Source organism: Curtobacterium sp. Csp1 (genome assembly GCF_013347185.1).
Genome location: NZ_CP054594.1, coordinates 689,661 through 715,461, shown reverse-complemented (window position 1 = coordinate 715,461; position 25,801 = coordinate 689,661). Strand labels below are relative to the sequence as shown.

General features: G+C 73.5%; 34 protein-coding genes. 18 read left to right on the top strand and 16 right to left on the bottom strand.

Annotation, left to right across the window (positions count from 1 at the left end; genetic code table 11):
* Positions 1 to 47: 47 nt before the first annotated feature.
* Positions 48 to 647 (top strand): ATP-binding cassette domain-containing protein, encoded by a 600-nt coding sequence (locus HUN58_RS03575; RefSeq protein ID WP_180225926.1) that lies wholly within the window; start codon positions 48 to 50, stop codon positions 645 to 647.
* A gap of 86 nt (positions 648 to 733) precedes the next feature.
* Complete coding sequence (locus HUN58_RS03570) at positions 734 to 1,489, top strand: SGNH/GDSL hydrolase family protein (RefSeq protein WP_180225925.1); 756 nt, start codon at positions 734 to 736, stop codon at positions 1,487 to 1,489.
* 43 nt (positions 1,490 to 1,532) lie between these two features.
* On the opposite strand, the gene HUN58_RS03565 is transcribed toward HUN58_RS03570, so the two are convergent.
* A complete protein-coding gene (locus HUN58_RS03565; protein WP_141859485.1) occupies positions 1,533 to 2,198 on the bottom strand; it encodes an SDR family NAD(P)-dependent oxidoreductase in 666 nt (221 codons plus the stop codon).
* Positions 2,199 to 2,331: 133 nt separating this feature from the next.
* On the opposite strand from HUN58_RS03565, the gene HUN58_RS03560 reads away from it, so the two are divergent.
* On the top strand, positions 2,332 to 3,537 hold the full coding sequence (locus tag HUN58_RS03560) for a sorbosone dehydrogenase family protein (protein ID WP_254631613.1): 1,206 nt from the start codon (positions 2,332 to 2,334) through the stop codon (positions 3,535 to 3,537).
* Positions 3,538 to 3,688: 151 nt separating this feature from the next.
* On the opposite strand, the gene HUN58_RS03555 is transcribed toward HUN58_RS03560, so the two are convergent.
* Together HUN58_RS03555 and HUN58_RS03550 are read right to left on the bottom strand one after the other, a co-directional pair.
* The gene (locus tag HUN58_RS03555; RefSeq protein WP_114849529.1) at positions 3,689 to 4,660 is read right to left on the bottom strand and encodes an NAD(P)-dependent oxidoreductase; all 972 of its coding nucleotides are present in this window, start codon (positions 4,658 to 4,660) and stop codon (positions 3,689 to 3,691) included.
* Between the two features lie 119 nt (positions 4,661 to 4,779).
* Entirely contained in the window at positions 4,780 to 5,265 is a 486-nt protein-coding gene (locus HUN58_RS03550) for a DUF4126 family protein (protein WP_180225923.1), read from the bottom strand.
* A gap of 101 nt (positions 5,266 to 5,366) precedes the next feature.
* Here HUN58_RS03550 and HUN58_RS03545 point away from each other — a divergent pair, with 101 nt between their 5' ends.
* From HUN58_RS03545 to HUN58_RS03535, 3 genes are all read left to right on the top strand, one after another.
* Positions 5,367 to 7,058, top strand: coding sequence for a BCCT family transporter (locus tag HUN58_RS03545; protein ID WP_180225922.1), 1,692 nt, complete (start codon positions 5,367 to 5,369; stop codon positions 7,056 to 7,058).
* Between the two features lie 73 nt (positions 7,059 to 7,131).
* Complete coding sequence (locus HUN58_RS03540; protein ID WP_180225921.1) at positions 7,132 to 7,773, top strand: SDR family oxidoreductase; 642 nt, start codon at positions 7,132 to 7,134, stop codon at positions 7,771 to 7,773.
* Between the two features lie 85 nt (positions 7,774 to 7,858).
* Positions 7,859 to 8,560 carry an alpha/beta hydrolase gene (locus tag HUN58_RS03535; RefSeq protein WP_180225920.1) on the top strand — a complete coding sequence of 234 codons (702 nt, stop codon included), beginning with the start codon at positions 7,859 to 7,861 and terminating at the stop codon, positions 8,558 to 8,560.
* Positions 8,561 to 8,639: 79 nt separating this feature from the next.
* On the opposite strand, the gene HUN58_RS03530 is transcribed toward HUN58_RS03535, so the two are convergent.
* Positions 8,640 to 9,341 (bottom strand): SDR family oxidoreductase, encoded by a 702-nt coding sequence (locus HUN58_RS03530; protein ID WP_180225919.1) that lies wholly within the window; start codon positions 9,339 to 9,341, stop codon positions 8,640 to 8,642.
* Positions 9,342 to 9,434: 93 nt separating this feature from the next.
* On the opposite strand from HUN58_RS03530, the gene HUN58_RS03525 reads away from it, so the two are divergent.
* Both HUN58_RS03525 and HUN58_RS03520 read left to right on the top strand, forming a co-directional pair.
* Entirely contained in the window at positions 9,435 to 9,824 is a 390-nt protein-coding gene (locus HUN58_RS03525; RefSeq protein ID WP_180225918.1) for a MerR family transcriptional regulator, read from the top strand.
* 137 nt (positions 9,825 to 9,961) lie between these two features.
* A complete protein-coding gene (locus HUN58_RS03520; protein WP_180225917.1) occupies positions 9,962 to 10,765 on the top strand; it encodes a DNA-formamidopyrimidine glycosylase family protein in 804 nt (267 codons plus the stop codon).
* 84 nt (positions 10,766 to 10,849) lie between these two features.
* On the opposite strand, the gene HUN58_RS03515 is transcribed toward HUN58_RS03520, so the two are convergent.
* A complete protein-coding gene (locus tag HUN58_RS03515; RefSeq protein ID WP_114849249.1) occupies positions 10,850 to 11,374 on the bottom strand; it encodes an AAA family ATPase in 525 nt (174 codons plus the stop codon).
* A 78-nt stretch (positions 11,375 to 11,452) separates the two neighbouring features.
* On the opposite strand from HUN58_RS03515, the gene HUN58_RS03510 reads away from it, so the two are divergent.
* Positions 11,453 to 11,854 (top strand): arsenate reductase ArsC, encoded by a 402-nt coding sequence (locus tag HUN58_RS03510; RefSeq protein ID WP_058740639.1) that lies wholly within the window; start codon positions 11,453 to 11,455, stop codon positions 11,852 to 11,854.
* Positions 11,855 to 11,897: 43 nt separating this feature from the next.
* On the opposite strand, the gene HUN58_RS03505 is transcribed toward HUN58_RS03510, so the two are convergent.
* From HUN58_RS03505 to HUN58_RS03470, 8 genes are all read right to left on the bottom strand, one after another.
* Positions 11,898 to 12,284, bottom strand: coding sequence for a DUF1304 domain-containing protein (locus HUN58_RS03505; RefSeq protein ID WP_180225916.1), 387 nt, complete (start codon positions 12,282 to 12,284; stop codon positions 11,898 to 11,900).
* Positions 12,281 to 12,784 carry a VanZ family protein gene (locus tag HUN58_RS03500; protein WP_114849247.1) on the bottom strand — a complete coding sequence of 168 codons (504 nt, stop codon included), beginning with the start codon at positions 12,782 to 12,784 and terminating at the stop codon, positions 12,281 to 12,283. Before HUN58_RS03500 ends, HUN58_RS03505 begins: the two co-directional genes overlap by 4 nt.
* A 3-nt stretch (positions 12,785 to 12,787) precedes the next feature.
* Positions 12,788 to 13,405 carry a CoA pyrophosphatase gene (locus HUN58_RS03495; RefSeq protein WP_208745716.1) on the bottom strand — a complete coding sequence of 206 codons (618 nt, stop codon included), beginning with the start codon at positions 13,403 to 13,405 and terminating at the stop codon, positions 12,788 to 12,790.
* A 65-nt stretch (positions 13,406 to 13,470) separates the two neighbouring features.
* A complete protein-coding gene (locus HUN58_RS03490; RefSeq protein WP_208745409.1) occupies positions 13,471 to 14,100 on the bottom strand; it encodes a copper resistance CopC family protein in 630 nt (209 codons plus the stop codon).
* Between the two features lie 25 nt (positions 14,101 to 14,125).
* Positions 14,126 to 14,563, bottom strand: a complete 438-nt coding sequence (locus HUN58_RS03485; RefSeq protein ID WP_208745408.1) for an ester cyclase — start codon at positions 14,561 to 14,563, stop codon at positions 14,126 to 14,128.
* Between the two features lie 194 nt (positions 14,564 to 14,757).
* Entirely contained in the window at positions 14,758 to 15,678 is a 921-nt protein-coding gene (locus HUN58_RS03480; protein ID WP_114849244.1) for a LamG domain-containing protein, read from the bottom strand.
* Positions 15,675 to 16,559, bottom strand: a complete 885-nt coding sequence (locus tag HUN58_RS03475) for a S26 family signal peptidase (RefSeq protein ID WP_208745407.1) — start codon at positions 16,557 to 16,559, stop codon at positions 15,675 to 15,677. Before HUN58_RS03475 ends, HUN58_RS03480 begins: the two co-directional genes overlap by 4 nt.
* Before the next feature lie 286 nt (positions 16,560 to 16,845).
* Positions 16,846 to 17,508, bottom strand: a complete 663-nt coding sequence (locus HUN58_RS03470; RefSeq protein ID WP_141859514.1) for a hypothetical protein — start codon at positions 17,506 to 17,508, stop codon at positions 16,846 to 16,848.
* 151 nt (positions 17,509 to 17,659) lie between these two features.
* On the opposite strand from HUN58_RS03470, the gene HUN58_RS03465 reads away from it, so the two are divergent.
* The 9 genes from HUN58_RS03465 to HUN58_RS03430 all read left to right on the top strand — a co-directional run bounded on the left by HUN58_RS03465 (position 17,660) and on the right by HUN58_RS03430 (position 23,709).
* The gene (locus HUN58_RS03465) at positions 17,660 to 18,106 is read left to right on the top strand and encodes a MarR family winged helix-turn-helix transcriptional regulator (protein WP_114849241.1); all 447 of its coding nucleotides are present in this window, start codon (positions 17,660 to 17,662) and stop codon (positions 18,104 to 18,106) included.
* Between the two features lie 150 nt (positions 18,107 to 18,256).
* A complete protein-coding gene (locus tag HUN58_RS03460) occupies positions 18,257 to 19,186 on the top strand; it encodes an NADP-dependent oxidoreductase (RefSeq protein ID WP_180224818.1) in 930 nt (309 codons plus the stop codon).
* Positions 19,187 to 19,193: 7 nt separating this feature from the next.
* Positions 19,194 to 20,159: a helix-turn-helix transcriptional regulator gene (locus tag HUN58_RS03455; RefSeq protein ID WP_114849239.1), complete on the top strand. Its 966-nt coding sequence runs from the start codon at positions 19,194 to 19,196 to the stop codon at positions 20,157 to 20,159.
* Between the two features lie 95 nt (positions 20,160 to 20,254).
* A complete protein-coding gene (locus HUN58_RS03450) occupies positions 20,255 to 21,265 on the top strand; it encodes a heavy metal-binding domain-containing protein (RefSeq protein ID WP_208745406.1) in 1,011 nt (336 codons plus the stop codon).
* A 24-nt stretch (positions 21,266 to 21,289) separates the two neighbouring features.
* Positions 21,290 to 21,793: a YbjQ family protein gene (locus HUN58_RS20205; protein WP_217488576.1), complete on the top strand. Its 504-nt coding sequence runs from the start codon at positions 21,290 to 21,292 to the stop codon at positions 21,791 to 21,793.
* Positions 21,794 to 21,843: 50 nt separating this feature from the next.
* On the top strand, positions 21,844 to 22,107 hold the full coding sequence (locus HUN58_RS20200) for a heavy metal-binding domain-containing protein (protein WP_254631612.1): 264 nt from the start codon (positions 21,844 to 21,846) through the stop codon (positions 22,105 to 22,107).
* Entirely contained in the window at positions 22,104 to 22,946 is an 843-nt protein-coding gene (locus tag HUN58_RS03440) for a hypothetical protein (RefSeq protein WP_114849236.1), read from the top strand. Before HUN58_RS20200 ends, HUN58_RS03440 begins: the two co-directional genes overlap by 4 nt.
* On the top strand, positions 22,943 to 23,155 hold the full coding sequence (locus HUN58_RS03435; RefSeq protein ID WP_208745405.1) for a hypothetical protein: 213 nt from the start codon (positions 22,943 to 22,945) through the stop codon (positions 23,153 to 23,155). Before HUN58_RS03440 ends, HUN58_RS03435 begins: the two co-directional genes overlap by 4 nt.
* Positions 23,156 to 23,208: 53 nt before the next feature.
* Complete coding sequence (locus tag HUN58_RS03430) at positions 23,209 to 23,709, top strand: RES domain-containing protein (RefSeq protein WP_208745404.1); 501 nt, start codon at positions 23,209 to 23,211, stop codon at positions 23,707 to 23,709.
* A gap of 211 nt (positions 23,710 to 23,920) precedes the next feature.
* Here HUN58_RS03430 and HUN58_RS03425 read toward each other — a convergent pair whose 3' ends face one another.
* Genes HUN58_RS03425 through HUN58_RS03415 form a run of 3 tightly spaced genes read right to left on the bottom strand, consistent with a single transcriptional unit; the run spans position 23,921 to position 25,742 of the window.
* Positions 23,921 to 24,445: a hypothetical protein gene (locus HUN58_RS03425; RefSeq protein WP_141859527.1), complete on the bottom strand. Its 525-nt coding sequence runs from the start codon at positions 24,443 to 24,445 to the stop codon at positions 23,921 to 23,923.
* Between the two features lie 2 nt (positions 24,446 to 24,447).
* Positions 24,448 to 25,083 (bottom strand): zinc ribbon domain-containing protein, encoded by a 636-nt coding sequence (locus HUN58_RS03420; protein ID WP_141859529.1) that lies wholly within the window; start codon positions 25,081 to 25,083, stop codon positions 24,448 to 24,450.
* Entirely contained in the window at positions 25,080 to 25,742 is a 663-nt protein-coding gene (locus tag HUN58_RS03415; protein ID WP_208745403.1) for a TetR/AcrR family transcriptional regulator, read from the bottom strand. The genes HUN58_RS03420 and HUN58_RS03415 overlap by 4 nt, the downstream gene beginning before the upstream one ends.
* Positions 25,743 to 25,801: the final 59 nt, after the last annotated feature.

Below are 25,801 nucleotides of genomic sequence, written 5' to 3'. Positions count from 1 at the left end.
ACGACGTGGGGGCACAGGGTGCGGCGACGGAGCATGCCGGCAGCGGCATGTTCGTCGGGACGGGGCGGCGGCAGACCGCGACGATCGTCGCGGTGACCACCCATGGTGGTTCTGTCCTGCGAGTCGACGCGGGTGAGGTGGTCGCCATCACGGGGCACGGCGCTTCCGCGGTGATGACGTCGGTCCGGAACGCGCCGCGCATCGGCGACCGCACGCTCGACGGTCTGGCCGTCGCCGAGGCGACGGCGCTCCGACGACGGCTGGTCGGGACGGTGTGCACCGACCACCGCCTCGTCCCGTCGCTGACGGTGCTCGAGAACACCGCGCTGCCCCTCGAGCTCGACGGATGGGACACCCACGAAGCGATCGCCGCTGCGACGACCGCCCTCGCCCGGGTCGGGGTGACCGCTCCCTCGGACACGCTCCCCGACGACCTGACCGCGGCCGAGCAGCGGCTCGTCACCGTCGCGCGGAGCATCGCCGGGTCGCCGGTGCTCGTGCTCGCCGACGAACCGCGGGACGCGACCGTCGTACGATTGCTCCGTCGCCTGGCCGGGGACGGCGCCGGTGTGCTCGTCAGCACCACCGCGGCCGCGCGACCGACCTGGGCCGACCGCCTCGTCGAGACGCCGGCCGCGATCCTGTGAACGGCAGCGAGGACCCTCAGCCAGAACGCGCGTTCCCCAGCTCGGGGGACTGGCCCGCACCCCGATCACCGGAGAAGCTCGTACCCGTGTCCCGCACCCGCCGGCTCGTCCTCGTGGCGAGCATCGTCTCCGCAGCCTGCCTCGTCACCGCAGGCGTCCTCGTCACCACCACGCCGCGCACCGCGAGCGCCGAGGACCGCCCCGTGGCGGCCGTCGCCGAACACCGCGCCGGTACCGCGCTGCCGGACCCGCGGACGCCCGACCAGTTCGTGACCGGTGCGCTCGACACCCCCGCACTGCCGGGAGCGGTGCCGTTCGCCTACGCGGGCGACTCGATCACGGCACGGCCGGACTCCTGGCTGCACCAGCTCGAGACCGACGACGAGCTGCACGCCGTCGGCGGCTACGCGCACAGCGGGTACCGCGCCGACCAGGTGCTGCAGCAGATCGGTCCCGTGCCGAGCGCCCGGGTCCTGGTCGTCGAGGTCGGCACGAACGACGTCAACCAGGCCGTCCCGACCGCGACGACGATCGCGAACGTCGGGGCGATCGTCCGGAAGGTCGGGGCGCAGCGCGTCCTGGTCGTCGCCGGGCCGCCGTCGGACTGGACCCACAGCCGGTGGGGCGCCGACCGTCGGACCGGTCAGATCGTGCTCACCGACGCCCTGCGCACCGACGCGGCGGAGCACGGGTGGGCGTTCGTCGACCCGTTCACGGCGCTGCGTGCCGCCGACGGCGCGTACAAGCCGGGCACGTCGCCGGACGGCATCCACCCGACGGCCGAGGCGAACCAGGGCGTCGCGCGGGCGATGGCCGCCGCCATCACCCGCACCGCCGCCTGACCCGGAGTCACCGTTCGGACGGGAGTCACCGTCCGGCCCGGGGTCACTCGGGCAGGGGTTCCGCGTACGTCCGGAAGTCGCCGCGCTCGGAGTGGATCGTCCAGAGCTGCTCGGCGACGGCCGCCGACGAGTGCGCGTCCTGCCCGTCGTCGATGCCGAACGGGATGATGAGCTGGCCGACGTGCACGTGCTCCTCGGCCACGGCGTCGTGCAGGAGCTGCGCGTAGGCGCTCTCGCCCGCGAAGGCGACGGACGTGCCGGTCACGCGGGCGCCCGGACGGACCGCGCTGCCCCCGTTGACGAACAGGATCGTGCCGGTGCCGAGCGCGCGCATGCCGGGGAGCACCTGACGGACGGCGTTCACCGAGCCGTAGACCGAGAACTCGACCGGGCCGACCAGGTCCTCGGCGGTCGTCTCGAGGACCGGTCGCATGTACTCCTTCGCCGGCAGCGGGCTGTACTGCAGGACCTCGATCGGGCCGAGCTGCTCCGTGGCCGCCTCGAGCGCGGCACGGAGCGAGTCCCCGTCCCGGACGTTCGCGGCGAAGCCCTTCGCGGTCACGCCGGACTCGCCGAGCTGTGCCGCGAGGGAGTCGAGACGGTCCTGGTTGCGCGAGATCAGGGCGACGGCGAAGCCCTCGCGTCCGAAGCGCTCGGCGACCGCGGCGCCGAGGCCCTTGCCGGCGCCGACGATGGCGATGGTGGTCATGGGTGGTCCTTCCGGAGGTGGTGTGCGCCCGACGGTAGGCCGACGTCCCGCGTCCTGGGAGGCACGGCCAGGAACCCTCAGGGCTTTCCCGCCTGCGTCGTGTGGACTCGGGGGACGAACCGGGAGGATCACCGTGGACACCACCCGCAGCACCCGCACGACCCGCAGCGCTCGCTCCGCCGGAGGCCGCGCCGGACGTGAGTCCGGACGTCGGTCCGTCGGCCGTGCCCATCGGTCGTGGTCCGCGGTCGGGCTGGTGGCGGCTGCGGCCCTGGCGCTCGTCGCCTGCTCGGACGGCGACCCCGACGGCACCGGTGGGACCGGCACGTCCGGCTCGAGCAGCGCCCCGTCCCGGACCAGCCCGGCGACCGCGGCGGCGACGACCGAGGTCGTGACCGGACTCGACGCTCCGTGGTCGGTCGTCCCCGTCGGCGACTCCGGCGACGCGCTCATCAGCGAGCGCGACTCCGCCCGGGTGCTCGAACTGCGGGCGGACGGCTCCACCCGCGATGTCGGCACCGTCCCCGGCGTCCGGCACGGCGGCGAAGGGGGACTGCTCGGGCTCGCCCTGCACGACGGCGACCTGTTCGTCTACTCGACCGCCGACGACGGCAACCGCGTGCAGCGCTTCTCGCTGACCGGCGACACCGGCTCGTACCGGCTCGGCGACGCCACCACCGTGCTCGACGGCCTGCCCCGGAACACGTTCCACGACGGTGGCCGGATCGCGTTCGGCCCGGACGGCATGCTCTACGTGAGCGTCGGGGACGCCGGGGACCGACCGGCTGCGCAGGACCGGGACTCCCTCGCCGGCAAGATCCTCCGCGTGACGCCGGACGGAACGGTGCCGGACGACAACCCGTTCCCGGGCTCACCGGTGTGGTCGCTCGGCCACCGCAACGTGCAGGGCATGGGCTGGGCGGCCGACGGCACGATGTTCGCCGCGGAGTTCGGGCAGGACGCCTGGGACGAGCTCAACGTCGTCGTCGCGGGGGAGAACCACGGCTGGCCCGAGGTCGAGGGCGTCGGCGGCGAGGACCGCGGCTTCGTCGACCCCGTGCAGCAGTGGGCCACCGACGACGCGTCGCCGAGCGGCCTCGCCGTGATCGGAGACACCGTGTACGTCGCGAACCTGCGCGGCGAGTCCGTCCGGGCCGTGCCGGTCGCCGAACCCACGACGTCGACGGTGTCCTTCGCCGGCGAGTTCGGGCGGATCCGCACGGTGCTCGCCGGTCCCGACGACACGCTCTGGTTCGTCACGAACAACACCGACGGCCGCGGCGACCCGCGGGACGGCGACGACCGCATCCTCTCGGTGCCGCTCCGCGAGCTCGACTGACGCAATCCGGCCAGCCCGACCGCCGTCGGGTGCGCAACTTCGCCGACGATGGAGCAGACGACGTCGGGCGCGCCCGGGCGACCCGACGTCTTCTGCTCCACCACGGGAGGAGTACCCGACGTCTTCTGCTCCGCCACGGCAGGAGCCGACGTCAGACCGTGGTGCCCGCTCCGACCTCGAGCCCACCGTGCTCGACCTGCCACCGCAGCGCGTCCCGCACCGTCTCCGAGGCCGTCCACGCCGGCGCGTAGCCGAGCACCCGCTCCGCCTCGGCGGTGCTGAACACCTGGCTGCGCGACAGGTGCTGCCAGCTCGCGTCGGCGTGCTCGGGAGTCGTGGTCTCGCGGAACCGGTCCCACGAGACGGACTCGAGCCGTGCCTCCCGGCCTCCCCACGACGCGACCAGCTGGGCGTACCCGCGCACGGTGAGCGCGGTCGGAGCCGTCGCGAAGAAGGCGCCGCCGGACGCGGCGTCACGCTGCTCGACCGCCAGCTGGAACAGCTGGGCGACGTCGTCGGCGTGCACGTGGGCCATCGCCTCCGCACCGAGGCCTGGCACCTCGACGGTCTCGCCCCGGGTCAGTCTCGTGACGACGGACGGGTCGAGGTTGCCGAGCGGGCCGATCGGCATCCACCCCGGTCCGCTGATGTGCCCTGGGTGGACGGACGTCGTGACGACACCACCAGAGGCGGTTTCTTCCTGCAGGAGCCGTGCGATCGCGTCCTTCTGGACGCCGTACTCGCCGAACGGCGGGGTCATCGTCGCCTCGGTGATCGGCAGGACGTGCGAGACGCCGGCCCGCCAGATCGAGCCGCAGTGCACCAGGTGCGTGCTGCTGCCGCGCAGCGCGCGGACGAGCTGTTCGGCGCTCTCGACGGTGAAGCAGACGAGGTCGACGACGGCGTCCGCGGCGAGCGCCGCGACCCGGTCGCCGAAGGTGCCGTCGCGGTCCTCCTGCTCCCGGTCCGCGACGACGCGCTCGACGCGCGTCCACTCCGGGGCGTCGGCGTACGGGGTGCTGGTGCCCCGCGACACGGCCACGACGTCGTGGCCGGCGCGGACGAGACGGGGGACGAGGAACGTGCCGATGTGGCCGGTGGCCCCGATGACGACGATGCGCATGGTGCTCACGCTAGGCGCGTCGCGTCGGCCCCGACAGGCCCTGTCCGTGCCCCACGGGACGGACGGGAGGCGCGGGGCGGGGTCCGCCACGCGCCTCCCGACCGACGGGCGAGCAGCGTTCAGGCGCTGCGGACGGCCCGGACCGAGCCGGCGATGACGGCGGCGTCCTCGGCGAGCGCGCCGACGGCGTCCGGCAGACCGGCGCCGCTGAGCGACTTCCGGGCGGCCCATCCGACGAAGCTGCCGACGACCGCGCCGATGCCGCCGAGGACCGCACCCTCGAGGCGCAGGTCGCGACGGCCGGTGGTGCCGAGCGCGGCACCGGCGAACGCGCCGGCGGCGATGCGGCCGACCAGCCCCATCGGGGAGATGCGGGCGGGAGCCTTCGGGGACTTGTCGCCGATGAGCTCACCGATCGCGGACGCGACGAGGAGACCGCGGCCGAGGGGCGTGCTGAACGCCTTCCACTGCTGCCAGTCACCCTTGACGGCCCTGTTGTCGTGGTTCAGGGCGAGGACGGCCAGCGGGGTGCTGCTCCGTCCGCCGCTCAGGACCCCGAGGGCGAGGCTCCGGACGAGGGTGTGCTGCTCGTGCTGCTTGCTCATGACGCTCCTGTCGTGTCCCGTCGGACGGTACTCGCGCGTCGCCGCGCGTTCGTTCCCTGTGCATCCAGACAGGGAGCAGGCCGGGCGGGCACGATGGGCCGATGGCAACGACGAGACCACCCGCCGCTGACCCCGCGACCACCACGCCGCCGCCGACCGGGGTCGCCCGGTGGGTGTTCTGGCCCGCCGCCGTGCTCGTGCTCGGGTTCGTGGGATGGACGCTCGTCGCTCCCGCATCGGCCGAGGCGGTGTTCGCCACCCTGCAGCGCGGCATCGTCCGGAACTTCAGCTGGTACTACGTCCTCGCCGCGGCGTTCTTCGTCGCGTTCGCGCTCTTCGTCGGCTTCAGCCGGTTCGGGGACATCAAGCTCGGCAAGGACCGGGACGAACCGGAGTTCTCGACCCGGTCGTGGTTCTCGCTGCTCTTCGCGGCGGGGATGGGCATCGGACTCGTGTTCTACGGCGTCTCGGAGCCGCTCAGCCACTTCGCCTCGCCGCGCCCCGGGGTCTCCGGGTCGGAACAGCACCTGGCACAGGAGGCCATGACGCAGACCTTCCTGCACTGGGGGCTGCACGCCTGGGCGATCTACGTCGTGCTCGGGATGGCCCTGGCCTACGCGATCCACCGCCGCGGCCGTCCGGTGTCGATCCGGTGGGCGCTCGAGCCGCTCCTCGGTCGACGGGTACGCGGCGGCTGGGGCAACGTCATCGACGTCGTCGCACTCATCGGCACGCTGTTCGGCGTCGCGACGTCGCTCGGCCTCGGCGTGCTGCAGATCGGCGCCGGGCTCGAGAGCGCCGGCATCGCGGAGAGCACCACCGTCAGCCAGATCGCGATCATCGCCGTGATCACCGCCCTGACGATCGTCTCGCTCGTCACCGGGGTGGCGAAGGGCATGAAGATCCTGTCCAACCTCAACCTGCTGCTCGCCGCCGCGCTCCTGGTCTTCGTGCTCGTCGTCGGACCGACGCAGTACCTGCTCCGCGACTTCGTGCAGTCCATCGGCGCGTACCTGCAGAACGTCGTCGGGCTGTCCTTCAACGTCACCGCGCAGCAGGGCTCCGCGGGCGAGGAGTGGCAGGGCGCCTGGACGACGTTCTACTGGGGCTGGTGGATGTCGTGGGCGCCGTTCGTCGGCATCTTCATCGCCCGGGTGTCGAAGGGCCGGACGGTCCGTGAGTTCGTGTTCGGCGTCCTGCTCGTCCCGACGCTCCTGACCTTCCTGTGGTTCGCGGTGATGGGCGGCGCGGCCATCCACCGCGAGGTCTCCGGTGCCGGTGGACTCGTCGGTGCGGACGGCTCCGTCGACGTCGAGGGGTCGCTCTTCACGCTGCTCCGCGACCTGCCGGCCGGGGTCGTCCTGACGTTCGGGGCGATCATCCTGATCGGGATCTTCTTCGTGACCTCGTCGGACTCCGGGTCGCTCGTGATGGCGATGATCGCGTCGGGCGGGCAGCTCGAGCCACGGAACCGGCTGCGCGTGTTCTTCGCGCTCGTGACGGCGTTGCTCGCGGTGGCGCTGCTCCTGACCGGTGGGCTCGACGCGCTCAAGACGGCGGCGATCACGACCGCGCTGCCCTTCAGCGTCGTGCTCCTGCTGACGTGCTGGTCGCTCGTGATCGCGTTCCGGCGGGAGCGACGCGTGTACGACCGGGCGGAGCGCGAGGTCCTGCTCGAACGCATCGGCGAGCACTACGGGCTCGAGGTCGAGGCGCCGAGCGAACGGACCCCGGCGGCCGGGCCGTGGTCGTCGGTCCGTCGGCGCCTGCGGCGGCGCACCTCCACCGACTGACGACGGGGCGCGCGGCCTGCGGGGGACCACGCGGTGCGGGTCGCTCGGAGCCGGTCCGCGTACCGTCCGCGGCATGAGCGACATCATCCTGTTCGGCGGCCACGGCAAGGTCGCCCTCCTCGCGACCCGCATCCTCACCGACCGGGGCCACCGCGTCACCTCCGTCATCCGCAACCCGGAGCAGGAGGACGACGTCCGTGCCCACGGCGGGGAACCCCGCGTCGCCGACGTGCAGCAGCAGTCCCTCACCGACCTCGAGGACCTGGTCCGCGGGCACGACGCCGTCCTCTGGTCGGCCGGAGCCGGTGGCGGTTCGGTCGACCGGACGTGGGCGATCGACCGGGACGCCGCGGTGCTCTCGGTGCAGGCCGCGGCACGCGCCGGGGTCGACCGGTACGTGATGGTCTCGTGGTCCGGGTCGCAGCTCGACCACGGGATCCCGCAGGACCAGGACTTCTTCGCGTACGCCCAGTCGAAGATGATCGCCGACGCCGTGCTGCGCGACTCCGACCTGCAGTGGACCGTGGTGGCGCCGAGCACGCTGACCGACGACGAGTCCACGGGCCGGGTCGACTGGGACGGTTCGTCGTCGCAGGTGGCACGCGCGGACGTCGCGCACGTGGTGGCGGACGTGCTCGAGGACCCCTCGACGGCCGGTCGGACGATCCGCTTCAACGGCGGCGCGACCCCGATCGCGGACTTCCTGCGCGGCTGACGGGGTCGACGGGGTCGACCCCCGCTCGGTCGCTGTCAGCGAACGGACCGGACGACGGCCGAGGCGGGTGCCTACCTTCGGCTCCATGACCGCGACCGTCGTCTTCGTCCACGGTGCCCTCGTCCGCGACGGTGCATGGTGGTGGCAGCCCACCGCCGACCTGCTCCTCGAGCGCACCGGGGCTGCGAGCGTCACCGTCGCCCTGCCGTCCTGCGGCGAGGTGCCCGGCACCCCCGACGGCGACCTGGCCACCGACGCCGCCGCCCTCCGCGCCGTGCTCGACGCCCACCGCGACGTCGTCCTCGTGGGGCACTCGTACGGCGGGACGGTCATCGCCGAGGCCGGCACCCACCCGGCCGTCCGGCACGTCGTCCTCGTGTCGAGCTACACGCCACCGGTCGGGGCGACGCAGGGCTCGATCATGGGCGCGGAGCCCGATCCGGTGACGATCCGTGTCGATGACGGCCGCATCGCCCTCGACGGGTACGACGTCGACACGTTCGGCGCACGCTTCCTGCAGGACGGGGACACGGCGACCCAGCGCGAGGCGTTCGCCCGGACCACGACCCAGGCGGCCGCCGCCTTCGGGACGCCGACCACCCGGACCGGTTGGGCGGACGTCCCCTCGACGGCGGTCGTGTGCACCGAGGACCGAAGCACCACCCCCGGGCTGCAGCGCGAGCACGCCGCCCGGGCCTCGGACGTGGTCGAGCTCCCGACCGGGCACCACCCGTTCGTCACCCGTCCCGATCTGGTCGTCGACGTGCTCGCACCGCTGGTGGCCTGACTCCGCGGTGCCGGAAGCGGTGCCGGAGGCACCGCCGGCCGACGGGGGCTCGGCCGGGCGGGGCTCGGCCGGCTCGTGCTCAGGCGAACTGCTGGTAGAACGCCTCCGGCTCGTGCTGCAGTGACGCCTTGACGCCCCGGCTCCACTCGTCGACCAGGACCTCGGCGACGCCGCGCTCGACCCCGTCCAGGGACGCCCGTGCGACCTCGGCCGGGTCGATCATGGGCCCCTCGTACCCGGCCATGATGTCGGTGTCCGCCGCCCCGAGGTGCAGCCCCTGCACGGTGACGCCCGAGCCGGCGAGCTCGAGTCGGACGGCGTTGGTGAGGTTCCACTCCGCGGCCTTCGCGGCCGCGTACGCCCCGGACCCCGGGTACACGAACCACGACAGGGCGGACAGCACGTTGACGATCGCCCCGCCGCCGTTCCGCTCCACCACCGGCGCGAACGCCCGCAGCACCGAGAGCGTGCCCCAGTAGTGCGTGTCCATCTCGCGGCGGGCGTCGGCGAGGTCCCCGCGCAGCAGCGACCCTGTCGTGGCGATGCCCGCGTTGTTCACGAGCAGGGTGACGTCCGGGGCCGCAGCGGCCGCGGCGGCGACCGATGCCTCGTCGGTGATGTCGAGCGGCAGCACCTCGACGCCCGGGACGTCGACCAGCTCGGGGCGGCGGGCGGTCGCGTAGACCTTGGCCGCGCCGCGCTCGAGCAGCTGTTCGATGAAGCGGCGGCCGATGCCCCGGTTCGAGCCCGTGACGAGTGCGACGGATCCGGCGATGTCCATGGTGTCCTCCTGCCGGGCGGGCACTTCCCGCGGCGGCTCGGCTACGCTAAGACCTCACATCAGTGTCAGGTGCAAGCCCGGATCGGAGAAGACGTGCGCATCGGTGACCTCGCGGCGGCGACCGGGGTGAGCGTCCGCTCCCTGCGGTACTACGAGGAGCAGGGCCTGCTGACCGCGGTCCGCACGGCGGGCGGTCAGCGCACCTACACGGAGTCGTCGATCGACCGGGTGCGCCTGGTCCAGCAGCTGTTCGCCGCCGGCCTGCCCAGCCGGACCGTGGTGCAGCTACTGCCCTGCGTCGACGCGGGGCGGGCGACGCCGGAGACCTTCGCCCTGCTCGTCGCCGAGCGGGACCGGATCACGGCGCAGCTCGCCGAGCTCGAGGCCGCGCGCGCCCGGTTGGACGAGGTCATCGCGATCACCGAGCACCCCACCCCGGAGCACTGCCCGGCACTCCGGACCCCGCAGACCACCGCCGCCTGAGACCCGCCGCCGTCTCGGTGGAGCAGAAGACGTCGGGCGCCGGTCGAGCACCCGACGTCTTCTGCTCCATCACGGGCAGGACGAACCGACCCACCGCACGCGGTCCCGGTGTCGGCGGCCGGGACTACCGTCGCCGCATGCCCGAGGGTGATTCCGTCCACCGACTCGCGGCACGCCTCCGCGCGGTCGACGGCGCCCGTGTCCGCTCGGGCGAGCTCCGCGGGGGCGACGCGACCGGCACCCCGCTGACCGGCCGCCGGATCACCGGGCACACGACCCACGGCAAGCACCTGCTCACCCGGTTCGACGACGGCACCACGCTGCACACCCACATGCGGATGACCGGTTCGTGGACCGTGACCGCCGCAGGGCGCCGACTCCCCGTGCACGCCGCGCAGCAGGCCCGGGTGCGGATGGCCCTCGAGGACGGCCGGACCGTCTGGGGCCTCGACCTGCCCGTGGTCGAGCTGCTGCCCACCCGCGACGAGCACCGCGCGGTCGGGCACCTCGGCCCGGACCTGCTCCACGACGACCTCGACCGCGCCGAGGCCGTCCGCCGCCTGACCGCCGATCCGGGCCTGCCGGTGCGCCGTGCCCTGCTCGACCAACGTCGGGTCGCCGGACTCGGGAACCTCTGGGCGAACGAGCTCGGCTTCGTCCGGGGCCTGCACCCGGACCGCCCGATCGGCACCGTCGACGTCCCGACGCTGGTGGACACGGCGCAGCGGATGCTCCGGCACTCGGCGACGGTCCCGGACGCGTACCAGGTGACGACCGGTGTCCTCCGCCGCGGCGAGCGGCACTGGGTGGTCGGCCGGGCGGGACGACCGTGCCTCCGCTGCGGGACGAGCGTCCGGGCACGGGACGACGTCGAGGTGGTCGGCTCCCCACCGCGGCGGGTGTGGTGGTGCCCACGCTGCCAGCCGGCCGTGTCCACCTGACCGGCTCCGATCCTCCAGGCCGACGGCCGGACCGACGGCCGGATCGACGGACCGACGGGTCAGCCGCCGGATCAGCCCACCGGCTCAGCCCGCCGCGACGCTGCGCGCGATCTCGCGCGCGACCTCCTCCGGTGCGCGCCCCACCGTCGACACGACCTGGGCCGCGTCGTGCAGCCAGGTGCGCGCCGCCTCGGCGTACGGCGCGAGCCGGCTCATCCGGAAGAGCGAGTAGCCCACGACGGTGTCGCCCTCGATCCGCGCCCGCAGCGTGTCCTGGTCGGCGTCGAGGACCACGTGCCGGACCGGCACCCGACGCGCCGCGAACCCGTCCGCGATCTCCCGCCAGTACGCCTCGACCAGGACCGTCTGCGGCAGCACGAGCGTGCCCCCGACGTGGTCCAGCAGCCGGGTCGCGGTCTCGACGACGAGCGGTCGCCACGGGGCCCAGTGCTGGAAGTCACCGTGGTCGGGCAGCGGCGGCCGCACGTCCATCAGGACCTCGCCGATCTTCTCCGGGTCGAGCACGCGCGCGTCCGGCAGGAGCGGCTGCAGCAGCCGCGCCGTCGTGGTCTTGCCCGCCCCGTGGGTGCCGTTGATCCAGACGATCACGTCGCGGACGCTACCGCACCCTCCTGCCGGGAGGCACGGCGCACCCCCGCCCCGCCGCTTCCGCGGCAGGATGGTCACGTGACCGACACCAAGCCCGCCGTCCTGTTCGTCTGCGTCCACAATGCGGGCCGCTCCCAGATGGCCGCCGGGTGGTTGCGGCACCTGGCGGGCGACCGGGTGGACGTGTTCTCGGCCGGGTCGGAGCCCGCGGACCGGCTGAACCCCGTCGCCGTGCAGGCGATGGCGGAGCAGGGCATCGACATCGCCGGGGCCGAGCCGGCGGTCCTGACGACCGACGCCGTGCGGCAGGCGGACGTCGTCGTGACGATGGGGTGCGGGGACGCGTGCCCGGTGTTCCCCGGGAAGCGCTACGAGGACTGGGCGCTCACCGACCCCGCCGGGCTGCCGCTCGAGCAGGTGCGCCCGGTACGGGACGAGATCCGGGGCCGGGTCGAGGCGCTGCTCGCGTCGCTGGACTGAGCGGGGGCGCCCGGGCTGCGCTCGTGCTCCTGGCTGCGCTCGTTCAGACGAGTGCGGCGACGCCGAGCGACAGCAGCGCGAGGAGCGGGAAGGCCCCCTGGGTGCTCGCCGCGCGGCGCTTCGAGGCGTCGCTCGCGAACAGCACCAGGGCGGCCCCGAGCATGCTCGCGGTGCCCGCGACCACGAGCGTGAGACCGACCGCGGTGCCGCCGGCGGCGACCACGACGACGCCGACGATCGCGAGCACCGCGAGGAACAGGTTGTAGAAGCCCTGGTTGTGCGCGAGCTGCCGGGTGGCCTGGGCTTCCTCGGCGGTCGTGCCGAAGGTGTTCCGGGCGCGGGGCGTGGTCCAGAGGACGGACTCGAGCGCGAAGATGTACACGTGCAGGAGCGCTGCGAGGGCGGCGAACACGAGCGCGACGACGGTCATGCCACGACCCTACGACCACGGGCGCACCGGCGGCGGACCACGGTCAGAGCGGCGAACGCGAGGAGGCCGCCGACCACGGCACCGATGGTGTTCGTGACCCAGTCGCCGGTGTCGCACGCCCGGCCGATGCCGAGCACGACGGCCTGCAGCGCCTCGATGCCAGCGGACAGTCCGCTCGCCGCCGCCACGGCCACCAGCGGGTGCCGCCAGCGGATCCCGGCCAGGAACGCCGGCGGCACGAACAGCAGCACGTTCGCGACGGACTCCGCGGCGGTTGGCGACAGGTACGGCAGCCCCACCGAGCACGTCGCCGCCGGCGAGGGGTCACCGTCCGGGTACAGCGTCAGCCCGAGCACCGCCAGCGTCGCGAGCACGAGCAGCACCGTCGTTGTCCGCGGCGTCCGCGCGAGCAGCACTCCGACGAACGGTGCGACGACCACCACCGCGACCAGGACGACGAAGGCCGCCCACGGCACGCCGGCGAGCACGGTCGACAGCACGGGTCAGCGCTCCGTCGGCAGCGGCAGCTCGCGTGACCGGTCCCACGGCTCGGTCCAGCCGAGGCGGTCGAACAGCCCGTCGAGCAGCATCGCGGTGAAGCCCCACAGCGTGTGGACGCCCTGCTCCGAGTGCACCGCGAACGCCGGCCCGCGCCACTCCCGGCCGTCGCGGCGCAGGACCGTCACCCCGCGGACCGCCGGGTCGAGCAGGTCGGCGACGGGCGTCCGGAAGACCGCTGCGGACTCCCGTTCATCGACGACCCGCACCGTTGACGGTGCGCGCCACCAGCCGAGCACCGGCCGCACCAGGTGGTTCGAGTGCGCGAGCGGGACGGCGGGCAGGGTCCCGAGGACCTCGACGCCCGCCGGGTCGAGCCCGGTCTCCTCGCGGGCTTCGCGCAGTGCCGCTGCAGGGGCGTCCGCGTCGCCGGGGTCGAGCCGTCCGCCGGGGAAGGCGACCTCGCCGGGGTGCGATCGGAGCGTCGAAGCACGGGCGAGCAGCAGGACGTCGAGGTCCCGGTGCACGGCCTCGGCCCGCGCCGGACGGGTGCTCGGGACGTGGTCGAGTTCGCCGAAGAGCATGAGCACGGCCGCTGCGCGCGGGTCGGCCGTCGTCGGCATGACCGGGGCGATCGGGGCCGGGTCCGCAGCGAGGGCGGCGAGCGCGGCGCGGGCGGCGGCTGCCGTCACCGGTCGTCCTCGGCGGTGAGCGCCGGGCCGCGCCGGCGCTGCACCAGGCGGGTGACGAGCACGGCGAGCAGGGCGACGACGACGAGTCCGGCGAGCAGCCAGATCGTCGTGGCGGCGCCGTGCTGGTGCGCCGCGGGGGCCTGCGCCTCCGCGACCTCCGTGGCGGTGGCCGACGGTGACGGGCCGACGGCGGGAGTACCGGCCGTGGCCGACGAAGACGGCGCCGACGCGGACGGCGCCGGCGCCGTCGCCCCGGTCGACGTGAAGGCGTACTCGCCCGAGATCGGGTGCCCGTCGACGGACACGCTCCGCCAGCGCACCTGGTACGCCCCGGCGTCCGTCAGGTCCACCGCGGTGCCGATGGTGTTCCCGTCGGTGCTGACGTCCCCCCGCGCGTGCTCGCTGCCGCCGGCGTCGGTCACGCTGATCACGATCCCGCTCTGCAGGCCGGACAGCGGCGGCTCCGACAGGGTCAGGGTCACCCGGTCCAGGTCGCCGGACACGGACGCGTCCGCCGCGGGGTCCGAGGACACCAGGACGTCGTGCGCCGACGCGGGTCCCGCGCCGAGCACCACCGGCAGGGTCGCAGCGACGAGGACGGAGGCGAGGAGGACCCGGAGACGCACGAGCGCGAGCGTACCCGAGTGCTCGTCAGTCCTTGCTGACGAACTGCACGTCGGACGCTCCGAGCTGCAGCTGCTCCTCGATGCCCTGCTGGTCCGTCGAGCCCCACCGCTCCGCGATGCGACCGTCGACGAACTTCGACACCTGGATGCCGCGGACCTCGAAGGAGCGGCCGGTCGGCTCGTGCCCCTGGAACGGTCCGGTGTGGGTCCCGCGGATCGTGAAGACCGCGGTCACGAAGTCGTCGGTCACGACGAGCGGGTCGGCCTCGAGCGTGACGTCGGGGAAGGCGGTCGTGAACTCCTGCCAGAAGTCGACGATCCCCTGCAGGCCAGGCGCCTGACCCGGCGCGGGATCGTGGTCGACGACGTCCTCGTGCCACGCCTCGGCCATGCGGCCCCAGTCACGTGCCTCGAGGATGCCCCCGAGCGTCTCCTGCGTGGCGTTGTTCGCTTCCTTGCTCATGGGTGGTTCCTCCGTGTGGATCGGTGAGGTTCCTTGGTACGCGCGCCGCCCCGGAGGACACGGAGCGTCCGCGGGACGGCTGTCCGGTCGGCGCACCGGCCCACGGTGGTGCGCGACGGACGGACGGGAGGCGCGTGGCGGGCCGGCCACGCGCCTCCCGTCCGGTCGCGGCCCGGTCGGCGAACGCCGCGGTGTCAGCGTCCGGCTGCCGCGTGCGCGGCGACCTGCGCCGCGGTCAGCTCCGTGCCGTAGACGGCGGCGAAGCGCATCGAACCGGTGAAGGAGTAGTTGGACGGCGAACCGGGCCAGTACGCGATCGTGTCGTACCCGATCTTGAAGTACCCGGTGGCGTTCTCGGGCTGGGTGTAGGCGGCGTTCGACGCGACGAGCGATCCGTCCAGGTACAGCCGCATCCCGTTCCCGGGCGACATCGTCGACACGACGTGGTGCCACGCGCCGTCGGTGACGGTCTGCGGCGACGTGATCGTCTGCGTCGTCCCGTTGTAGGCGCCGAAGACCAGCTGCCCTGACGGGTTGATCCAGGTCTGGCGGTCGTGCTGGCCGGAGGTCCCGGTCTGGCTGCTGCCGAAGCCGATGAGCAGGCCGCCGGCGACCGTGGTGCGGAACCAGACCTCCTCGCTGAAGGTCGTCGGGTTGGTGTACGCGCGGGGCGTCGACACGAAGCTCGTCGAGCCGTTGAGCACGTACGCGGTCCCGGTGTCCCGGACGCACCCGTTCGGGTTCGGCGTCGCCGCGACCATGCTGCCCTGGTAGGTGCCGTTCGCGGCCTTGCCGGACGCGTCGGCCGCGGTCCGGGACCCGGAGACCTCACCGAGCCGGTAGGCGAAGAGCGCACCGGAGGCGTCCGCGCTGACCGCACCGGCGCAGGTGAAGTACGGCGCCGTGCCCGCGGTGTTCGTGGAGTCCGTGACGACCGCGCTGTACGCCGAGCGGGTCGGCGCGAACTGGTTGAGGAGCACCACGGCTGCGAGCGCCACCACGAGCAGCACCGCGACGAGTCGGCCGTCGCGCAGGCGCCGGAGCGCGGGCTGGCGCAGCCGCAGGAGCGCGAGCGGGCGACGGCGGACGCGCGGGAGGGCGTGCAGGCCCGTCATGATGCACGCACCGTCTCGACGCGGCCGACGGCCAGGCAGAGGACGAGCGGGACCAGGCACACGGCGATGAGCGCGGCCCAGCCGACCGGGTCGAGGTCGATGTTCGACGTCATCTGGTAGTGCCCGTTCTCTGTGAGCTCGTGGATGACCACGCGGCCGACCTGCCCGTCGACGAGGTGCAGGGTGTTGCCGCCGTGCGCCTCGACCCGGACGGGGAAGACACCGGAGGAGACGATGGTCGCCTCGACCCCGGCGGGGCTGGACGTGTTCGTGATCGTCGTCACGTTGACGAAGGGCTTGAGGACGAACGCCGCGTACGACGCGGTGAGCGCGCCGCCGGCGATGCGCAGGCTGCTCCGGGTGACCCGGTCGGTGAAGACGCTCGTGACGGTCCACACGAGCAGGGTGCCGATGAGCAGGATCGGCGCGGCGCGGAAGAGCCAACCGAGGTGCGGGACGAGGAGCGCCGGCGAGCCGATCACGTCGGCCTGGCCGAGCGTCCACGGGTCGGTCGCGCCGTTGATGTCGCCGCGGGTGTGGAGCCCGCCGTGGGCGTCGATCGCGATGATGCGGTGCGTGTAGACGACGCCCCGGTTCGCCGCGGTCTCGAAGGACACGACGTCCCCGACGCGCAGGGTCGAGACGTCCACCGGCAGGTCGAGCACGAGGGTGCCGACCGGGGCGGCCTCGCCCATGGAGGGGGTCTCGACGACGAACCAGCGACCGCCGGCGGCGAGGAACAGGACCGCGGCGCCGAGCAACAGGGCCGCGACGACCGCGACCGTCCATGCGGCGACCGTCTCCGAGCGGCTGGTCTGCCGACCGCGCAGGAACGGGCGGTCGAGCGTTCCGCTGAGCGGGAGGGCTGCGGTCTGGCTCATGCGCTGCTCCGATCGGACGAGACGTGGCGTGACGTGGTGCGAGGTGGCGTGGTGTCACGCGGCGGTGGTGGACGGGGGAGGCGGTGCCCGACCGGATGGGGGGATCGGTCGGACACCGCCGGGGGTGGGTCCCGGTGGGGGACCGGGAGGCCGGTCGCGGCGCCGGGTGTCGTGCGCCGCTCCCGGGGGTCGGGATGCTGGTCGGGTCGGAGCTGCGATCTGGTCGGGCCGGGGACCAGGCCCGGGCCCGGGCCCGGGATCAGGGCGGGACCGGACCGGAGCCGGATCAGGCCGTGAACGTCCAGGTCATCGGGACGGACGCCGCGAGGCCCTGGTAGGTGTTGCCGGCGCTGCTGTCGAGCGTGACGGCGAAGTTGAACGGCACCGCGGCACCGGCGGCGGGGGCCGGCGGCATCGTGAAGGCGGAGGCGGCCGCGCCCTTGAAGCTGGCGAGGGTGCCGCTGAAGACGGTGGTCGAGCCCGAGGTGATGACGAGGTTCATCTTGGCGCAGAGGTCGGTCGCGGTGCCGTTCTGCGCGCCGTTGTTCGACTGCGTGCAGGTCGCGCCCGGGGTGAGCGTGAAGGTTGCCGCGTTCGCGGTGCCGGTGTTCTTGATCGAGATCGCGGTGTTGACGGTGTTGCCCGGCGTCATCGTCGTGCTGCCGCCGAACTTGTTGATCGTCGAGCAGGTCGCGGCGTTGGTGGACACCGAGCCGCCGTCGGTGCTGAGACACGTGACGGTGGCTCCGGCGTTCTGCTCCTGCATGACGAGCGTGCCGGACGCGGCGGAGTTGCCGCTGTTCGTGATGCTCGCGGCGAACCCGGAGAGGGTGCCGGTGAGCGAGAGGGAGAGCAGGACGGCGGCGAAGATGCCAGCGACGAGGGCCACGGGGGCGAAACGGACCCGCTTCATCGCGGAGGTGCGGAGCTTGGACACGGTGTACCTCATCGGTTCGGTTGGTGTTCGGAAGAAGGTGAAGCACGTGGTTCGGGCCGACTTGCTTCACTCATCAAGATAATCAACCATTGACCAACTTGGCCAGTCGTACACTTACCCCAGAGCGGGGGACGCCGTCCCCCTCCGACGAGACGAGACCCGAGTGGCACCCTCCACGGACGCCGACCTGATGGCCGCCTTCGCCGCCGTCGTCCGCGCGAACACGAGCCTGGTCGGCGAGCTGAGCGCACGCGCGGGGATCCACGAGAACGCCCTGCGGGCGCTCGTGCTCGTCAGCGACACGGGGTACTCGACCCCGACCGAGGTCGCGGGCTACCTCGGGCTCACGTCCGGTGCGGTGACGAACATGATCGACCGGATGAGCGCGGCCGGGCTGGTCGAGCGCGCACCGAACCCCTCGGACCGGCGCGGGTCGCTCCTGCGGCTGCTCCCCGACGGCGAGGCCGTCGTCGACGACTACCGAGCGCGCTACGGCGCGATGCTCCGCACCGTCGACGGATCACACGGCGGCGAGCTCCACCAGGTCCTCAACGACCTGGCGACCGGCCTGTACGACCAGGCGGCTCACGCGATGGGTGACCGCGGGTAGGCGGTCCGGTCCAGGTCCGTACGGGAGGCGCTTGGCGGCATCGCCTCGCGCCTCCCGTCCTTTTTGGTCACCTGTTGCTTCGAACTCGAAGCAGGTGTACCGTCATCGTCAGATGCTTCGAAATCGAAGCACACGACGGAAGGCACCACCATGAAGGCAGTCCGGTTCCACGAGGTCGGCGGACCCGAGGTCCTGCGGATCGAGGACGTCCCCGTCCCGCAGCCCGCCGCGGGCGAGGTCCGCGTGCAGGTCGCAGCATCGGCGTACAACGCCGCGGACAACGGCATGCGGGGCGGGTTCCTCCCGATCCCCGTCGTCCTGCCGCACGTCCCCGGCTACGACGTCTCGGGCACGGTCGACGCGCTCGGCGACGGCGTCACCGGGCTCACCGTCGGCGACGCGGTCGTCGGGTTCCTCCCGATGGAGCGCGACGGCGGTGCCGCGGAGTACGTCGTCGCCCCGGCCGAGGCCCTGGTCCCCGCCCCGACCAGCATCCCGCTCGTCGACGCCGCGGCCCTGCCGTCCGTTGCACTCACCGCGTGGCAGGCCCTCGTCGACGACGGGCACGTCACGGCCGGACAGCGCCTGCTCGTCGTCGGTGCCGGCGGGGTCGTCGGCAAGTACGCGGTCCGGCTCGCGAAGCGCCTCGGGGCGCACGTCGTCGCGACCGCGAGCCCGCGGAGCGGAGCGGCCGTCCGCGCCGCCGGCGCCGACCAGGTCGTCGACCACACCACCACCGACCTGCACGACGCGGTCGACCGACCGGTGGACGTGCTCCTCAACCTCGCGCCGATCGACCCGCAGGACTTCGCGGCGCTCGTCGCGCTCGTCCGCGACGGCGGCACCGTCGTCAGCACCACGGCGTTCATGGCCACCCCGGGCGACGACACCCGCGACGTCCGCGCGGCGACGGTGTTCGTCCGGCCGGACCGCGGTCGCCTGACCGAGCTGGTGTCCCTCGTCGACGCCGGGGAGCTCGACGTCGAGGTCACGCGGCGCATCCCGCTCGACGAACTCCCGGCCCTGCACGCCGAGGGCGCCGCGGGTCGGATCGCGGGCAAGGTCGTCGTGCTGTCATGATGCCGTCATGTCCACGATGCCGGAGCAGGGGGAGCCCCGGTCCTTCCGTCGCTTCCACGTCGAGGCGATCAGCGAGGACCGCGGGGACGAGCTCGACGGCATCTACGGGATCAGCGGCGGGGTCGACAGTGCGCTCGAGACCTTCCGCTACGTCGGGGCGGGCGACGCCGACGTGTCCATGCGGGGCGCCGAGGTCGAGGGGACCCGGGCCGGACGCATGGACGCTCGCGCCGAGCACATCGTGTTCTGGATCGGCGACGGCAGCGCCGTGGTGGAGGACCTGGGCGACGGGTCCCGGCTCCACCCCGTCCCCGGACACCCCTACGTGCTCTCCGCCTCGTCGTCGTACGCGTTCGAGACCGACACCCGCAAGATCACGATCCTCCACCTGTCCGACCGGGTGCTCCGGGCAGCGCTCGCCCGCCGCGGCCGGTTCGTCCGGGGCCCGCTCGTGTTCGGCCAGCAGCCGGACATCGAGGTCGCCCTCGGACCGCTCCGGGCGATCATCCGGACCCGGGCGCCCCAGGTCATGGACGGCCGCATCGACGAGGACCAGCGCCTCGCCCTGAACGCCGAGATCGCCGACGCGGTCATCGACGCCTTCCCCCTCGTCGACGCCGAGGAGCCCGAGCCCACCACGAGTGCCGCGCGGGCCGCCGCCTGGCTGCGCGACCACGCACAGCAGGCGGTGACGCTGCGGGACGTCGCGGACGCCGTCGGCCTCAGCGAACGCGGGGTGCAGAGCGCGATGCGTCGGGCCTACGGGGAGTCCCCGATGGAACGGCTCCGGGCCGAGCGCCTCGAGGGAGCCCACCGCGACCTCGTGGCGGGGGGCGAGGGCGTCCGGGTCGCGGAGACCGCCCGGCGGTGGCACCTGACGCACCTCGGTCGGTTCGCGGCCTCGTACGCCGAGCGCTACGGCGAGCAGCCGAGCGAGACCCTGCGCCGGGCCCGACAGCGCAGCGCCGACTGAGACTGTCGACAGGCACCGACTGACCCGGCCCCGGCGGTGCCAGGCTGAGCGGCGTGCGGCATCCGACGCACGACGGCCTCCCGGGGGTGGTGCGCATGGCGACCTGGTCCGACGGTCTCCCACCGGCCGCGCACGCCCGCGCCGCCCGCCAGCGGGAGAGCGGTGTCGCCGGCTCGCTGCTGTCCGCTCCCGGTGCCGCGGCGATCGGTTCCGTCGCCCTGCAGCCCGTCGGCGAGGTCTTCGGGTCCCTGGTCGTGCAGCTCGGCTGGGCCGGCGGCGGCTGCGGCATCTGGGCGACGGCGTCCCCGTTCGGCCCCGGCAGCGGGAGCGGGATGGGCGCCCTCGGCCGCGGGATGCTCGGCGGCTGGACGTCGCCGGTCCTCACCACGGGTGGCCGTGGTGGGCGGAACGCGGGCTTCGGCGCCTACGTGCAGGCCTTCGCGCGGGCGTGGCACGGTGCTCACGACCGGATGGTGGCCGAGGCCGGGCTGCTGGCGGCCGACGGGGTCGTCGGCGTGCAGGTCCGGCGCCGCCGGCTCGACGGGCAGATCTGGGAGTTCACCGCCGTCGGCACCGCCGTCCGGACGCTCGACACGTCCGTCAGCCCACGAACCGGAGGACCCGGCGCGCGGACCGGAGCACCCGGTCCGTGGACCGCCGGCTTCTCGGCCGAGCACACCACGGCCCTGCTGCAGTCCGGGTACGTCCCGCGCGGCATGGCCCTCTGGCTCTCGGTGTCGACGAAGCACGAGGACGCGCTCCTGCAGCAGCAGCGCTCGACGTGGGCCGGCAACACCGAGGTCGACGGCCTGACCCACCTGCTCGAGGCCGCCCGGGACGACGCCCGACAGCAGCTCAGCCGTCGCGCGGGCACCCTCCGCGCCTCGGACCTGGTCGTCACCGGCAGCTCGATCGGCGAGTTCGAGACCTCGTGCGGGGACGAGGTCGACCTGCACGCCGAGGCGCTGTTCATCGGCACGGCGATCGCGCCCGGGCCGATGCACGCGTTCCGCGACCGCTCCGCGCAGGCCGTCACCCGGCGCGACGTCACGTCCGTCATCCCGCTGACCGACCCTGGCGTCCGCTCCGCATCCCGACACCGCTGAACCCGACCCACGAGAGGCCCGACCATGAGCACCCCAGACCTCGGCAGCGTGCCGCTCCCCGCGGACGCCACCGCCCGGCTCGCCGACGGCGCGGGACGGCTCTTCACCTCGGACCTGTCCGTGAACGAGTTCCTGCTCGTCCGCCAGGCCGGCTTCCGCCCGGTCGGCCTCGTCCTGGGCTCGAGCGTGTACCACGTGGGCATCCAGACCGGGCGCTGGACCAAGAACATGGAGCTCGACAAGCTCAGCCAGGCGATGTACCACGCCCGCGAGCTCGCGATGACCCGGATGGAGGCCGAGGCCGACCGGCTCGGCGCGGACGGCATCGTCGGGGTCCGGCTCGAGATCGAGTTCAAGGAGTACGGCAACGACCTCGCCGAGTTCATCGCCGTCGGCACCGCCGTCGTCGCGGACGCCCCGCCGCCCACGGGCACGTGGCGGAACGCGAAGCGCCTGCCGTTCACGTCCGACCTGTCCGGGCAGGACTTCTGGACGCTGATCCAGGCCGGCTACGCCCGCTCGGCCTGACGATGGGCACCTGCGTCTACCACATCGCCCACCGCGGGATGATGGCGTCGATGACGACCTTCGGGATGAACACCGAGATCCCGCAGTACACCGAGGCGCTCTACGACGCGCGGGAGCTCGCGATGGGCCGGATGCAGAGCGAGGCCGAGCACCTGGCCGCCGAGGGCATCGTCGGCGTGCAGCTCCTGTCGCTCCCGCACCGCTGGGGTGGCCACACGACAGAGTTCTTCGCGATCGGCACCGCGGTGCGCTCGCTCCGTCCCGACCACGTCATCGAGACCCCCACGCTCGTGCTGCCCCTCACCGATCGATGACCGACGGACCGATCGCACCCCTCGATGCCGGTGACGACCCGCAGGCGCTGCTCGACGGACTCGCCACCGCAGCCGTCCGTGCCCTGCCGCCGGCGGTCGTCGACCAGGTCCTGGCGGTCGATCGCAGCCGATCGCTCGGCGACCGCCTGGCCGGCCGACCCGGCGCCGTCCGCTCGCTCCGCCTGACGGGCGCGAGCGAGACGCTCACCCTGCAGCTCGACGGCCGACGACTCGTCACCGAGGCCGCCCAGGTGTCCAGCGGGGTCACCATCGCCCGGCGGCAGCCGCCCCTCGGGGCCTGGCTCGGCCTGTTCGCGGGTGAGGTCGCGGCGGTCGCCGCGGACGCGGCCGGCGACACGGCGGCGGTCGCCGCATCACTCGGGAGGCTCGGCATCCGGACCGTCGACGCGTTCCGTGTCGCGGATGCGGACGTCCCACGCGGACTGGCCGCGCTGTCGGCGGCGGCCGCCACGCGCCTCCCGGCCGATGCCGCGACCACCGTGGGCCGCATCGTGGAGCTGCTCTCCGACGCGCTGGCGCGCGTCGCCGGTGACCTGGCGAGCGACGCGGAGGTCGTCGTCACGCGCACCGCGACCGTCTACCTGCCGGACACGCTCCGGGCGTACGCGGCGCTGCCCGCGGACTGGGCGGCGACCCACCGGCTGTCCGACGGGTCCACCCCGCTCGAGGCGCTTCGGCGGCAGCTCGACGCGCTCGAGGCCGCTGCCCGGGGGATGCGCGATGCGGCCGTCGGGCGGGACGCGGCGGCGGTCGTGGTGAACGGGCGGTTCCTGGCGGACCGGTTCCGGGCTGCGGACCAGGGGTTGGAGCTGCGGTGAGCGGGGACGACCTGCGACGGGTCGGGGAGCGGACCTGGACCGTGCGCTACCGGATCCCGCTCGCCGTCGTGACCGGGCTCCTGGCGGCGTGCTGCTTCGTCGCCCTGATCGCCGGGGGATCCGTCGGGGCGTGGGCCGGCGGGAGCGGGCTCGTCGTGCTGGTCGTGTGGGTCGTCGTGTTCCGGGTGCTGTACCGGCGCGGGTACTGACGCAGCCGCTACCGTCGGAGCATGCCGTCCGCGCCCGCTGCCGAGGTCCCGCGATGACGAGCGATGTGCCGTGGGCTCTCGGATCCGCGGTCCGGGGGACGTTCCACCGCGCGGTCGACCCGCGGTTCCGCGATTCCGTGCTCGCCGGGTCCCGCCTGCCCGGCCGGTACTCGCGTGCGGACGAACCGACCCTCTACCTGAGTTCCTCGGTCGACGGGGTCGAGGCGGCGATGATCGCGCACCGGGACGCCCGGACGCCGGAGCCTGCGATCGTCGCGGTCGACGTCGAGGCGACCCGGATCGTCGACCTGCGGGATCCGCTGGTGCTCGCGCAGCTAGGGATCGACCTCGCCGACGCGACCGCGCCGTGGCAGGAGGTCGTCGCCGCAGGGGGAGTGCCCTCGTCGTGGTCGGTCCGTGACCGCCTGGTCGAGGCCGGAGCCCACGGCCAGATCGACCCGTCCCGGAAGCGACCAGGGCTCTGGCACCTGGTGTTGTTCCGCTGGAACGAGCCCGGGGCGCCGACCGTGCGATTGCTGACCGAGGACGGCTGAAGCAGCCGAACGGCGTGAAGTGGTGGAGCGCTCCGGAAATCGAACCAGACGAGGTCCCCCGATAGGGACGCGCCCCTCGTACGTCATGAACAGTACCGGAACGATCGGGGCGGAGCTGGTGACCGCCCGTGTGACGGTGCCGGGAGCTGATGCCTCTCGAAGGAAGGGACTGGGATCGGAGCCAGAACCGGGGGCGTCGACCGGTCCCGCTTCACTGTGTCGTCATGCACGTCTGCAGCACCCACGCCAGGAACGCCCGGTACTCGGCGTCGCTCGCGGCGGCCCGCATCGCGTCGGACTGCAGGAACCGCGGATCGGTCCCGACGTCGGACACCTTGCTCTCGGGCGGGAAGGTCCGGAGGATCGCGACCGTCTCGTCGGCCGCAGCGGCGAACTTCTCGGCTCCGGCGGAGACATCGGAAGCGGCACCGGGGACCGGGAGGAGCGCCCGGGTCGCCTCGGCCTGCCGCTGTCGAGCCGTGATGTCCCCGGCGACGTCGCCCTGAACGGCCTCGGCTGCCGCGGCGTTCGCGGCGCAGAAGGACGCGACGCGCTCGTCGTCCGGCGCGGCCGTGGGCGAGGACGCAGCGGACGAGGACGTGGACGACGCACTCGTCGAGGCGCCGTGCGTGGTGCCGGCGGTCGGCCCGTCACCCGCACCAGTCCCGGCGCACCCCGAGAGCCCGATGACCAGAGCAACCGAGACGACGAGCAGGCTCCCGGTCCGCAGAGCCATCGTCAGGCAGCCGTCCCGCACTCCGCGCAGAACCGCGCGTTCGGCGCCAGGTCGGTGCCGCAGCCGGAGCACGCGCGGGTGGTCATCAGGGACGCACCACACTCGACACAGAACTTCCCGCCGCGGGACTGCGCACCGCACGACGGGCACCGCGGCTGCGCCTGCTGCGACAGCGGGGTACTCCCGACCAGGTCGACGGACTCGAGCCGCTGCTGCATCTGGCTCCGTCGGGCCTCCGCCTGCAGCCGGGCGAGCTCCTCGACGACGACCGGCGAGCACCGGACGCACTGCCCGACGTCGGTGTTCCAGCAGCCGTCGCCGCAGACCCAGTCACCGCAGCCGCGGCACTGGTGGAAGCGGGGCGCGATCTCGGCGGTCGCCGTGCGGAGCGCCGCGTCCTTCGCCGGTGAGTTCGTCCCGCGGTCGAGCAGCCGGTCCGCCATGTAGCCCGCCTGGGCGAGTGGGCCGCCCAGGAACCCGCTGAGTCCGCGGGCGAGCTTCTGTCCGGTCGAGCGAAGGTCACGCTGGAAGGCGGACCGGAAGCCGTTGCCGCAGCGCTCGCAGCGGAACTCGAACTGGAAGCCGTCCTCGTTGGAGAGGTCGGTGACGTTGTCGGTGAACGGGACGTGTTCGGTCATCTCGGTCCTGCTTCAGTCGGTGGACGGGTGGGGACGGTCGGTGCGGTCGGTGCGGTCGGTGCCGTCGGTGCGGTCGGTGCCGTCGGTGCGGTCGGTGCGGTCGGTGCGGTCGGTGCGGTCGGTGCGGTCGGGCCGAGGATCGCCGCGACGACGGCCAGGACGTCGGCGTCCTCGGATGAGCCGGCGGCGTCCATCAGGAGCAGGTTGTTGATGAGCATCCCGCGGCTGAGGAACGCAGCGGTCTCCGGCACCGTCGCACCGGAGGCCCGTACGGCCGCGGTGATCTCCCGGAACAGGCGCCGCGCCTCCTCGGCGATCGCGGGTTCCGCCGGTGCCGCGGAGAACGCGTGGGCGTGCACGAGCACGGCCGACAGGTCCGTGCGGACGAGCCGCATGTACGCCGCGCCCAGCCGTGCCGGGTCGAATCCGTCACGACCGGCGGCGCGGAACGCGGCCACGATGCGCGCACCGGCGTGCGCGTGTGCACGGAGGAACAGCTCCCGCTTCGAGCCGAAGGCCTGGATGACGTACGGCTGCGAGACGCCCATCTCCGCAGCGACTTGTGCGGTGGTCGTGCCGAAGTACCCACGAGCGGCGAACGCCGACACCGCGGCGGCGAGCAGTTCGTCGTTCCGAGCAGGGAGACGCCGCGCGTTCATGCTGGGGCGGCCCTCCCGTCGGGTTATCGGTCGATAACACGATGGCAGAACGGACGCGC